Source organism: Beijerinckia sp. L45 (genome assembly GCF_009765775.1).
Lineage (GTDB): Bacteria > Pseudomonadota > Alphaproteobacteria > Rhizobiales > Beijerinckiaceae > RH-AL1.
In genome coordinates, this window is the sequence record NZ_LMUU01000070.1 from 1 (window position 1) to 11,738 (window position 11,738).

Genomic DNA, 11,738 nt, shown 5'->3' on the forward strand with positions numbered 1-11,738 from the left:
CCCTTCAGCTGCGTCGAGCTGAGGCTCTGCACTTCCGTCGAGGACAGGGTGGACAGGGTGGCGGTGCTGAGGCTGGCGACCTGCGTCGAGGTGAGGCCGGCGACCTGCGTCGTCGTCAGGGCCTGCAGGTTGTCCGAGCTCAGGCCGTTCAGGGCGGCGGCGGAAAGGCTGCCCACCTGCGTCGAGGTCAGAGCCTGAAGGTTTGTCGTGCCGAGATTGCCCAGCATCGTCGCGGTCAGCGCCGACACGATCGCCGCGCTCAGCGCCCCGACCTGTGTCGTGGTCAGGTTGTCCAGGGCGTCCGACGTCAGGCCATTCAGCTGCGCGGCGTTGAGGCTGTTGAGCTGCGTGGATGTAAAGGCGCTGCCGACGCTGCCGCTGTCTTCGGTGTTGCCGGCGGCGGCGAGGGTCGAGAGGGCCGACGCGGTCATGCCGCTGATCGCACTCGCCGTGAAGGCGGCGATCTGCTGCGTATGAAGGACCTGCAGTTCGGCCGTGGTCAATGCAGACAGCTGGGTCGCGCTAAGAGCGGCGACCTGCGTGGAGGTCAGAGCTGCGACATCGTCCGTCCCCAAACCAGCAATCTGGGCCGTGGACATCGCAGCGATCAGGGTAGGCGAAAGCGATGAAATTGACGTCATGTGTCTGGTCTCCGCCTCGGGCAAGGCTGTTCCAAATGAAGCTGAATGAAGCGGGGCATGGCAGCGGGGACTGTCGAGCTGCACAATTGCAGTCCTCGACGAGATGCTGATGCCTGAATCACGGCACTTGACACCGTTGCGCCGTGCTAACCTTCCGGCTCGAAGTAAAGCTTCAAGCGGGCGGGCCAGAGGGGGACAGCTCATCTATCCCTATGCGGCACAATCATAACCCCAAACCTTTGGCCGGGCTTATGGTGGGAACAATCACACAGATGTGTTAAGGAAACATAAGCTTCCGTGCCAACGCGCCGCTAATCGGTTGAAATTTTTGGCTTAAGAAAGCGCCCGCTCCGACGCCCATCATCACCTGACCTGCCGCTTCTCCAGCTTCCGGGCGAGCGTGCGCCGGTGCATCCCGAGCCGGCGTGCGGTTTCGGAGATGTTGAAGCCGGTCTCGGCGAGAACCTCGTGGATATGTTCCCATTCGAGCGTCTTGATCGAGGTCGTCCGCTCGGTCAGCGGCACCGCGGCGTTGCCGGCCGCCTTGCTGAACGCCGCCTCGATGTCGTCGGTGTTGGAAGGCTTGGCCAGATAATGGCTGGCGCCGAGCTTGATGGACTCGACGGCCGTCGCGATGCTGGCGAAGCCGGTCAGCACGACGATGAGCATGAGCGGATCGTGGGCATGAAGCGCTTCGACACAGGCGAGGCCCGACGCCCCGGCGAGTTTCAGATCGACCACGGCAAAGCCCGGCGCCTGCGACTGCAACAGCAGCTGCAGGTCGGCGAAGGTCGCGGCGAACAGCACCCTGTAGCCGCGGCGCTCGAACGACCGCTTCAGCGTCTTGGCAAAGGCGTCGTCGTCGTCGACGATGACCAGCAGCCGTTCATCCGCCATGGCGTGCCTCGATGCGGAGTGCCGCCAGCGGCAGCTCCAGGATGACGACCGCGCCGCCGGTCTGGCGATTGCGCGCGACGACCCGGCCGCCAAGCTTGCGCACGACGTTGACGACGAGAAACAGACCGAGGCCGCCGCCCGGGCGGCCCTTGCTCGATTGATAGGGCTTGCCGATCTGCGCCAGAATGTCGGGGACAAAGCCGGGACCGACGTCGCGGATGGTGAGCACCAGCATGTCGCCGTTCCGCACCACCGAGAATCCGACCCATCGCGGCGACGCCTCGAAGGCATTGTCCAGCAGGTTGAACATGACCTGCCGCAGCGCCGACTCCGAGACGATCGGCAGATCCTCCCCGAACGCATTGTTGTAGCGCAGGTTGGTCGCCGACCGCGCCGAGCGCCAGTCCTCGACGAGATCGTCGAAGAAGGTATGGAGCGTCGTCACGCCCGCCGACTCGCCGCGCGCCTGGCCGGCGGAGAGAAGAATGCCGGTCACGATCGTCTTGCAGCGCTGCACCTCGGCCTGCATCTGCGCAATCTCCTGCCCCAGCTCGGGATCGGCGGTGAGGGCCGGCATGCGCCGCCAGTCGCCGAGGATCACCGAGAGCGTGGCGAGCGGTGTCCCGAGCTCATGCGCGGCGCCCGAGGCGAGAAGGCCCATACGCACGATATGGTCCTCCTCCGCGGCCTGCTGCCGAAAACCGGCGAGACGGGCGTCGCGCTCGCGGAGGTTCCGATTGATGCGCGTGACGAAGACGACGAGCAAGGTCGCGTCGAGGGCGAAGCAGATTGCCGTCCCGTAGATGTGCAGGCTGAACAGCTCGGCGGCATCGTGGGTGACGAGGTCCATCGGCCGGTAGATCGAGGTCAGGCCGGCGAAGCACAGGCCGGTGAGGCCGACCAGCGCCCATGTCGACCAGGCGTTGAGCAGCACGGCGCCGAGCGTCACCTGCAGAAGAAACAGAAAGGTGAAGGGGTTGGTGGCACCGCCGCTGAAGTAAAGCTGTGTCGTCAGGGCGGCGACGTCGAAGGCGAGGGCCGCGAACAGCTCCGCGTTGCTGACCGGCGTCTGTTTCCACAGGCGCGACAGGCTGAAGATGTTGAGGGCGACGAGCGCGGCGAGGACGCCGGCCATCGGCTGCAACGGAATATCGAGCCCGAATGCCAGATGGGCGACGGTCATCATCACCATCTGCCCGAACACCGCGATCCAGCGGAGCTGGATCAGGATCAGCAGGTTCTGGCGCTCGACCACGCCCTGGCTGTCAGGCCGCGCCGTGTCGTCCAGCGTCACGACACCGGCCTCGCGGCCGACGCCGGCGCGACCCCTGCCCCGACGGAGGCGCGGCGAGCCCGGACCTCGTCGCGCACCACCCAGCACGCGACGCCGGCGAGCATCAGCGCCAGCGCGTACCAGGTCAGGGCGTAGACGAGGTGCGAATTCGGGAAGACGATGACGGTGAGGCCGCCGGCCGGCCAGTTCCCCGCGTTCGGGGTCGCGTCGGCATCGATGAAGTATGGCGCGACGTTGCCGAGGCCGCGCGCGGCGGCGATGGCCGCGACGTCGCGGGAATACCAGCGGTTCGCCGCGGGATCGTTGCTGCGGAGGAAGCCGCCCTTCGGCTCGGTGATCCGCAGCAGCCCGACCACCCGCGTCGGGCCCGCGATCTGCCCGGCCGCCCGGGTCGCGGGGTCACGATGGTCCGACGGGACGAAGCCGCGATTGATGAGAACGTCGCCTTCGGCGGTGCGCAGCGGGGTCATCACCCAGAAGCCCGGCCCGAGATCGGTGACCGCCTGGACCAGGGCTTCGCGGTCGTTGAGGAAGCTGCCGCTCACCGCGACATGGCGATACTCGTCAGCCGCGGCGGTGACCGCTTGGCCGGGCCCCGGGGGCGCGGCTGGCGGCGCATGGACCCGCTGGTCGACGCGCGCGATGAGATCGAGCTTCCAGGACAGGCGATGCACCTGCCAGGTTCCGAGCGCCAGGAGAACCGCAACCAAAAACAGGGTTGCGGCCCCAAGTGCCACCAGAGCCGCGGGCGAGCGCCGCGACCTGATCGTATCGTCCGAGTCGTCCGTTTCGGCCTCCCGAGCCCTACGGCATCTCGCGCATGTCGTGCTGCGTCATCGGCATCATGTTGGTGTTGAGGTGGCTCATCACCCAGATCGACCCGGCCAGCGTGATGACCACGATGATCATCGTGAAGATCAGCGCCAGCATCGTCCAGCCGCCCTCCGACTTCGTGTTCATATGGAGGAAGTAGACCATGTGAACCACGATCTGCACGGCGGCGAGGACCATGACGAAGACGGCTGTCAGATGGGTGTCCGAGAACACATGCCCCATCACCAGCCAGAACGGGATCGCGGTGAGGACGACGGAGAGAAGAAACCCCGTCATATAGCCCTTCATCGTGCCATGGCTGGCGGCGTGATCGTTGCCGCCATGCGTGCTGTGATGGGTTTCTTCGCTGGCAGCGCCGTGAGCGGCGGGTGTGGCACTCATTGAAGGACACTCACGAGATAGACGAAGGAAAAGACGCCGATCCAGACGACGTCGAGGAAATGCCAGAACATGCTGAGGCACATCAGCCGGCGCTTGTTGGCCGGGTTGAGGCCGTAGAGCCCGAGCTGCACCATCAGGGTGACGATCCAGATCAGGCCGACCGAGACGTGCAGCCCGTGGGTGCCGACGAGCGTGAAGAAGGACGACAGGAAGGCGCTGCGCTGCGGCGTTGCGCCGTCATGGATGAGATGCGCGAACTCGTTGAGCTCGAGCCCGACGAAGGCCATGCCGAACAGGCCGGTAATCGCCATCCACACGAGCGTCGTGCGCAGCTTCTCCTTCTCCATGGCGAGCATGGCGAAGCCGAAGGTGATCGACGAGAGCAGAAGCATCGCGGTGTTGAGCGCGACCGTCGGCAGTTCGAACAGTTCGGCGGCCGAGGGGCCGGCCGCATAATTGCGGCCGAGCACGCCGAAGGTGGCGAACAGGACCGCAAAGATGAGGCAATCGCTCATCAGATAGATCCAGAAGCCCAGCATGGTGCTGCCTTCCGCGTGGGCGTCCTCGGCGACGTAGAAGGCGAGCGCCTCGCCGTCTGCGGTGGGGGTCGATGGATGCGTCATCTCTACGACCTCACGCGTGTTCTGCGAGGAGCTGCGAACGACGGCCTTCCGTCGCCACCACTTCCTCGGCCGGGATGTAGAAATCGCGGCGGTAGTTGAAGGTATGGCCGATCGCCGTGACCAGGATCGCGAAGAGCGCGAGCGCGGCGAGCCACCAGATGTACCAGATCATCGCGAAGCCGAAGATCGTGGCGAAGGCCGACAGGATCGCCCCGGCGCCGGTGTTCTTCGGCATGTGGATCGGCTTGTAACCTTCCAACGGCCGGACGTAGCCGCGCTTCTTCATGTCGGCCCAGGTGTCGAGATCGTGCACCATCGGCGTGAAGGCGAAGTTGTAGTCCGGCGGCGGCGACGCCGTCGACCATTCCAGCGTGCGGCCATGCCACGGATCGCCGGTGAGATCGGCGAGCGCCTCGCGGTTGCGGAAGCTGACGACGATCTGGATGATGAACGACGCGATCCCGACGGCGATCAGCAGAGCGCCGAAGGCTGCGATGACGAACCAGATCTGCAGCGACGGATCGTCGAAGTGGCTCAACCGGCGCGTCACGCCCATGAAGCCCAGGACGTAGAGCGGCATGAAGGCGAAGTAGAAGCCGACGACCCAGAACCAGAACGACATGTGGCCCCAGAACTCGTTGAGGCGGAAACCAAAGGCCTTCGGGAACCAATAGGAGACACCCGCCATCAGGCCGAACACCACGCCGCCGATGATGACGTTGTGGAAATGGGCGATGAGGAACAGGCCGTTATGCAGCATGAAGTCGGCCGGCGGCACGGCGAGCATGACGCCGGTCATGCCGCCGATGACGAAGGTGATGATGAAGGCGACGGTCCACATCATCGGCAGTTCGTAGCGGATGCGGCCGCGATACATCGTGAACAGCCAGTTGAAGATCTTGGCGCCCGTCGGGATCGAGATGATCATCGTCGTGATGCCGAAGAACGAGTTCACGCTGGCGCCCGAGCCCATCGTGAAGAAGTGGTGGAGCCAAACCAGGTACGACAGGATGGTGATGACCACCGTGGCGTAGACCATCGAGGCGTAGCCGAACAGGCGCTTGCCGGAGAACGTCGAGGTGACTTCCGAGAAGATGCCGAAGGCCGGCAGGATGAGGATGTAGACCTCCGGATGGCCCCAGATCCAGATGAGGTTGATGTACATCATCGGGTTGCCGCCGAGGTCGTTCGAAAAGAAGTGCGTGCCGACGTAACGGTCGAGCGACAGCAGCACCAGAACGGCGGTCAGGATCGGGAAGGCGGCGACGATCAGCACGTTGGTGCAGAGCGAGGTCCAGACGAAGATGGGCATCTTCATCATGGTCATGCCCGGCGCGCGCATCTTCACGATGGTAGCAATCAGGTTGATGCCGGACAATGTCGTGCCGATACCGGCGATCTGCAGCGCCCAGATGTAATAGTCGACGCCGACGCCGGGACTGAAGGTGCCTTCCGACAGCGGGGGATAGGCGAGCCAGCCGGTGCGCGCGAACTCGCCGACGAACAGCGAGAGCATGATGGTGATCGCGCCGCCGACCGTCATCCAGAAGCTGAAGTTGTTGAGGAAGGGGAAGGCAACGTCGCGCGCGCCGATCTGCAGCGGCACGACGAAGTTCATCAGGCCGGTGACGAAGGGCATCGCCATGAAGAAGATCATGATCACGCCGTGGGCGGTGAACACCTGATCATAGTGATGCGGCGGCAGATAACCCTGGTTGTCGCCAAACGAGATGGCTTGCTGCGCGCGCATCAAGAGCGCGTCGGAGAAGCCGCGCACCAGCATGACGATGGCCAGCACGACATACATGATGCCGATCTTCTTGTGGTCGACGCTGGTGAACCAGTCCGTCCACAGATAGGCCCAGGCCTTGTAGTAGGTGATGACGCCGAGAAGCGCGCCGCCGCCGATCGCAACCATGGCGAAGGTGATGAGAAGAATCGGCTCGTGATACGGAATGGCTTCGAGCGTCAAACGACCGAAGACAAGCTTCTGGAGATCCAGATTGGAGAACATTGGGTTCTGCTCGTTCAGTTGTAGCGTAAACGGTTATGCGTTCGATCAGTTGTTCAACTGAGCCGGCGCCGGAGAGTCTTTCTTCATGCCCGGCATCCCTGGCATGGCATCGCCCTGCTTGGTCCCCGGTTCGGTCTTCTGCGCGTTGGCTTCCCCCGCATTCGGGCGCGCCTTCATGCCCTGAGGCTGTTCGTCGCCGTGCGCGGCGCGCCCGGACGCCGGGAAGGTGGCGCCCGGCGACTCGTTGCCTTCGCGGACCTTGTGCTTGTCGCTCTGCAGCCGCTCGAGGTTGGCTTCGCTTTCCTTGCCGCCACCGCCATTAGCATCGATGTGCATCATTTCGGTTGCGCACATTGCCCCAGGTTCCGCGCACATGTTCAGGATCGAGTCGTAGAGGCCCGGGGACACCGACTTGTAGTAATGGACCGGTTCGGCCTCGGTCGGCTTTTCCAGCTCGTGGAAGCCGGCCTGATCGAGCGGCTTGCCGTCCTTCTTGGCCTTGGCGACCCAGGTGTCGAAGTCCTGCTGGGTCAGGCCATGAAACTTGAAGTTCATGTGCGAGAAGCCGGCGCCGCTGTAGTTCGCGGAAAAACCATCATAGTCGCCGGTCTTGTTGATGACGGCGCTGAGCTTGGTTTCCATACCGGCCATCGCGTAGATCTGGCCGGCGAGCGCGGGCACGAAGAACGAGTTCATCACCGTGCCGGAGGTGATCTTGAACTGGATCGGCACGTCGACCGGCGCGGCCAGCTCGTTGACCGTCGCGATGCCGAGGTCGGGATAGAAGAACAGCCACTTCCAGTCGAGCGCCACGACTTCGACGGTCAGCGGCTTGACGCCGGCGGCAACCGGGCGACCGGGTCCGACGCGTTCGATCGCGCGAAACGGGTCGAGCACATGGGTGCTGATCCAGGTCAAGGCGCCGAGCGCGATGATGATCAGCAGCGGCGCCGTCCAGATCAGCACTTCCAGCTGAGTCGAATGATGCCACTCGGGATCGTAGGGCGCGGTCGTATTCGACGCGCGGTAGCGCCAAGCGAAGACCACCGTGGTGATCAAAACCGGGATGACGATGAGCAGCATCAGCGCCGTCGAGGCGAGGATCAGGTCGCGCTGCTGGAGCGCAACATCACCCGAAGGGCTCAGCAACACCGCATTGCAGCCGCCAAGCAGGCCGAAAACCGGTACCATCAGGAGGATGCGGGGAAATCTCACGTGGGGTAAAACCATGTTTTGATGCGAAGCCATGTCTCTACGAAGTGCTCGTCATGTTTGGGATTGGACGTTTTGTCCACCCGAGTCTATTTGACGGTCACTGCGCGTCCGCTCTATTCCATACGGCACGGCTTGTCCGCATCGAAATGCGGGGAGCTGATCTGAATTCATCAAGGGGGATGTGGCATGGCCACGGTTAATCCACAGGCGGCCTCGTCGGCACCGCTCGAGCACGACGCACGGCTGATCTCGGCGGATCATGCCCCCGTATCGTCGGCGGAGATTGCCATCGCCGTGGTCATCGGCCGCACATCGGAAGCTTTTGACTTTTTCGTGTTCGGCATCGCCTCGGTCCTGGTGTTCCCGGCTCTCGTCTTTCCCTTCGCGGATCCGCTCACCGCGACGTTGTATTCGTTCGCGATCTTCGGCCTCGCCTTCGTCGCCCGCCCGATCGGATCGGTGCTGTTCATGGCCGTCGACCGGCGTCACGGCCGCGGCGTCAAGCTGACCATCGCCCTGTTCCTCCTCGGCACCTCGACGGTCGCGATCAGCTTCCTGCCCGCTTACAGCGAGGTCGGATCGGCCTCGATCATCATGCTAATGGTGTGCCGCGTCGGCCAGGGGCTGGCACTCGGCGGCGCCTGGGATGGCCTCGCGTCTCTCCTCGCCCTCAACGCTCCGCAGAATCGGCGCGGCTGGTATGCGATGATCCCGCAGCTCGGCCACCCCTTCGGGTTCATCGTCGCGAGCGGGCTTTTCGCCTTCTTCCTGCTGAACCTGAACTCGGACGACTTTTTGAGCTGGGGCTGGCGCTATCCGTTCTTCGTCGCCTTCACCATCAACGTGGTGGCGCTGTTCGCGCGGCTGCGCATGGTGGCGACGGAAGAATTCGCCGCGCTCTTGGAAACCCGCGACCTGAAGCCGGCCTACGTGTCCGAGATCGTGAAGAAGCAGGGCATCAATCTCCTGCTTGGCGCCTTCGTGCCGCTGGCGAGCTTCGCGCTGTTCCATCTCGTCACGATCTTCCCGCTGTCCTACATCGGCCTGTTCACCGACCGGACGCCGGGCGAATTCCTGCTGGTGCAGCTCGAGGGTGCCGTCATCGGCGCCGTCGCGATCACGCTGTCGGGCCTGATCGCCGACCGCATCGGCCGGCGCAACCTGCTCGGGCTCGGCGCCGGTTCGATCGCGATCTTCAGCCTGTTCACGCCGATGCTGCTCGGCGGCGGTGCGCTTGGCCAGACGACGTTCGTCTTCATCGGCTTCGCCCTGCTCGGCCTGTCCTTCGGGCAGGCGGCCGGCGCCGTGGCTTCGAATTTTTCCAGCCAGAATCGCTACACCGGCTCCGCCCTCACCAACGATCTGGCCTGGCTGGTCGGCGCCGGCTTCGCGCCTCTGGTGGCGCTCGCCTTCTACGACCGCTTCGGCCTCTGGGCCGTCGGCGCCTACCTGCTCTCGGGCGCCATCTGCACCCTCGCGGCGCTGGCGATCAACAAGCGGCTCGAGGCGCAGCACAGCCAGCATAGCGCCGTCGGCGACGACGCGCTGTAAGGCGCCCGCGTCTTACGCTGATCCCACCAACCCCGCCGGGTGTTCGCCCGGCGGGGTTTTTTTGTGGGCCGCGCCAAGGCCGGCCTACGCACCCATCCGCGCTTGCAAAAACAACATTTGTTATGGAAATTGCCGGGCATTGATCCTCTGCCGGACGAGAGTGCCATGCCGAGCGAGCTACCTGTTCCTGCCGACAGCGAGGGCGACGCCTTCAACCGTCGCCGATTGCTGGCCTATCTCGCGGCCAGTCCGCTGTTCGCTCAGGGCGGTGTCATGGCCGGCCTCGCCGCGCGGGCGACGCCAGACGCGCTGGCGCAGAGCTACGACGTGCTCCGCCAGGCGCCGGGCAAGATCGGCGACGTCATCGATCAGCCGAGCCAGGCGCTCAACGTCTTCGACTTCGAGCCCGCGGCGAAAAAAGCGCTGCCGCCGGCGCACTACGGCTATCTCGCCAGCGGCGTCGACAGCGATCTGACGTTGAAGGCCAACCGCGACGGATTCGACCTGATCCGCATCCGCGCCCGCCGCCTGATCGACGTGCGCAAGATCGACACGACGGTCAAAATCTTCGGCGAAACCTGGGCGAGCCCCATCGTTCTCGCGCCGGTCAGCAGCCAGGGCGCCTTCAACCCGGAGGCGGAGGGCGCCGTCGCTCGCGCCGCGAAGGTCAAGGGCCACCAGATGGTCCTCTCGACGGTGGGCAGCACGTCGATCGAGGACGTCAACGCGGCGCGCGGCGCGCCGGTCTGGTACATGCTCTACCCGACCGACGACTGGGCCGTCACCGAAGCGTTGGTGAAGCGCGCCGAAAAGGCCGGGGCGCCGGCGATCGTGCTGACGGTGGACCGCCAGGGCGGACGCAACACGGAAACGCTGTTCCGCGACCGCCGTCAGGACACCCGCACCTGTTCCGACTGCCATACGCCGGGCTTCAAGAACGAGGTCAGCCGCAAGCCGATGTTCGACGACCTCGACGTCTCCAAGGTCACCAACCTCTACGGCACCGGCATGACCTGGGACTACGTGAAGCGGCTGCGCGGCATCGTGAAGGGCAAGCTGGTGCTCAAGGGCATCATGACCCATGAGGACGCCAAGCAGGCGCTGGACTACGGCATCGACGCGCTGATCGTGTCGAACCACGGCGGCCGCGCGGAAGAAAGCCTGCAGTCGACGATCGGCGCCCTGCCCGAAGTGGTCGCCGCGGTGAACGGCCGCGTGCCCGTCCTGGTCGACGGGGGCTTCCGGCGCGGCACCGACGTGCTGAAGGCGCTCGCCAGCGGCGCTACCGCGATCTGCATCGGGCGCCCCTACTGCTGGGGCCTCGCCGCCTTCGGCCAGCCCGGCGTCGAGATGGTGCTGACCATCCTGCAGCGCGAGTTCGAGACGATCATGCGCCAGGCCGGCGCCACCCGGCTCGCCGAGATCACCGGCGCCAGCATCAGCCGGACGTAAGAGGCGGTGCCTTGGCGAGCGCGCGGATTTTTTCGGCGTCGGCCGGCATGACGGCGTTGTAGACGAGCATGCCGAGGTCCGGCCGGCCGTCGACGGCGAAGGCGGAAAACTCGAAGGCGATCGGGCCGAGGACCGGGTGGCGCAGCCGCTTCACGCCTTCGCCGTGCGCGCGCACGTCGTTGTCGCGCCACAGCGCCGCGAACTCGGGGCTCGCCTTGGAGAGTTCGTCCACGAGGTCGCCGACCTCGCCCGCCGCGCCGGCGCGCGCGGCATCCGCCCGGAAGGCGCCGACGACGAAGCGGGCCGTGCCTTGCCAATCCTCATTGGCTTCGCGAACGCGCGGATTGCAGAACATCATGCGCAGGATGTTGCGCTCGCCGGGCGGCAGCGTCGCATAATCGGTCATCACCACGGCAGCGGCGCGGTTCCAGGCGACGACGTCCCAGGTCGCCGTCTTGATGATCGCCGGGCTGACCTCCATCGCATCGAGCAGGCGTTGCAGGCGCGGCGAGACGCCCGTGGCCGGCTGATAGCGAACCTCGGGCGGGCGCCCCAGCCCCAGCATGAAGAGATGCTCGCGCTCCGGCTCGGTCAGCATCAGGCCGCCGGCGATCCGGTTCAGCACGTCCGCCGAGGGGGCGCCGCCCCTGCCCTGCTCGAGCCAAGTATACCAGGTCGGGCTGATGTTGGCGCGTTGCGCCACCTCCTCGCGGCGCAGCCCCGGCGTCCGGCGGCGCGTGACGGGAAAGCCGAGCGCGGCCGGGTCGAGCCGGACGCGGCGGTCCTTCAGATAGGTGCCGAGCAGATTATCGGTGTCGTGCGACATGGCCGATCCT

10 protein-coding genes and 1 pseudogene are annotated in these 11,738 nt (G+C 65.2%); 2 read left to right on the forward strand and 9 right to left on the reverse strand.

Going from position 1 to position 11,738, the window contains the following annotated elements:
• The 8 genes and pseudogenes from GSQ79_RS07230 to cyoA all read right to left on the reverse strand — a co-directional run.
• Positions 1 to 641 (reverse strand): annotated as a pseudogene (locus GSQ79_RS07230) (ice nucleation-like protein); the annotation flags it as partial.
• A gap of 363 nt (positions 642 to 1,004) precedes the next feature.
• A complete protein-coding gene (locus GSQ79_RS07235) occupies positions 1,005 to 1,538 on the reverse strand; it encodes a response regulator transcription factor (protein ID WP_158808055.1) in 534 nt (177 codons plus the stop codon).
• On the reverse strand, positions 1,528 to 2,832 hold the full coding sequence (locus tag GSQ79_RS07240; RefSeq protein WP_246725156.1) for an ATP-binding protein: 1,305 nt from the start codon (positions 2,830 to 2,832) through the stop codon (positions 1,528 to 1,530). The genes GSQ79_RS07235 and GSQ79_RS07240 overlap by 11 nt, the downstream gene beginning before the upstream one ends.
• Positions 2,829 to 3,572, reverse strand: a complete 744-nt coding sequence (locus GSQ79_RS07245) for an SURF1 family protein (RefSeq protein WP_246725167.1) — start codon at positions 3,570 to 3,572, stop codon at positions 2,829 to 2,831. Before GSQ79_RS07245 ends, GSQ79_RS07240 begins: the two co-directional genes overlap by 4 nt.
• Positions 3,573 to 3,636: 64 nt before the next feature.
• On the reverse strand, positions 3,637 to 4,047 hold the full coding sequence (gene cyoD, locus GSQ79_RS07250) for a cytochrome o ubiquinol oxidase subunit IV (RefSeq protein WP_158808056.1): 411 nt from the start codon (positions 4,045 to 4,047) through the stop codon (positions 3,637 to 3,639).
• Positions 4,044 to 4,670: a cytochrome o ubiquinol oxidase subunit III gene (cyoC, locus tag GSQ79_RS07255; protein WP_158808057.1), complete on the reverse strand. Its 627-nt coding sequence runs from the start codon at positions 4,668 to 4,670 to the stop codon at positions 4,044 to 4,046. The genes cyoD and cyoC overlap by 4 nt, the downstream gene beginning before the upstream one ends.
• Positions 4,671 to 4,680: 10 nt before the next feature.
• Positions 4,681 to 6,684, reverse strand: coding sequence for a cytochrome o ubiquinol oxidase subunit I (gene cyoB, locus GSQ79_RS07260; RefSeq protein WP_158808058.1), 2,004 nt, complete (start codon positions 6,682 to 6,684; stop codon positions 4,681 to 4,683).
• A 45-nt stretch (positions 6,685 to 6,729) separates the two neighbouring features.
• A complete protein-coding gene (gene cyoA / locus GSQ79_RS07265; RefSeq protein WP_246725158.1) occupies positions 6,730 to 7,914 on the reverse strand; it encodes a ubiquinol oxidase subunit II in 1,185 nt (394 codons plus the stop codon).
• 171 nt (positions 7,915 to 8,085) lie between these two features.
• Here cyoA and GSQ79_RS07270 point away from each other — a divergent pair, with 171 nt between their 5' ends.
• Together GSQ79_RS07270 and GSQ79_RS07275 are read left to right on the forward strand one after the other, a co-directional pair.
• A complete protein-coding gene (locus tag GSQ79_RS07270) occupies positions 8,086 to 9,450 on the forward strand; it encodes an MFS transporter (protein ID WP_158808059.1) in 1,365 nt (454 codons plus the stop codon).
• A 165-nt stretch (positions 9,451 to 9,615) separates the two neighbouring features.
• Positions 9,616 to 10,902 (forward strand): alpha-hydroxy acid oxidase, encoded by a 1,287-nt coding sequence (locus GSQ79_RS07275; protein ID WP_158808060.1) that lies wholly within the window; start codon positions 9,616 to 9,618, stop codon positions 10,900 to 10,902.
• On the opposite strand, the gene GSQ79_RS07280 is transcribed toward GSQ79_RS07275, so the two are convergent.
• Positions 10,889 to 11,728, reverse strand: a complete 840-nt coding sequence (locus tag GSQ79_RS07280; RefSeq protein ID WP_158808061.1) for a helix-turn-helix transcriptional regulator — start codon at positions 11,726 to 11,728, stop codon at positions 10,889 to 10,891. The genes GSQ79_RS07275 and GSQ79_RS07280 overlap by 14 nt on opposite strands.
• Positions 11,729 to 11,738: the final 10 nt, after the last annotated feature.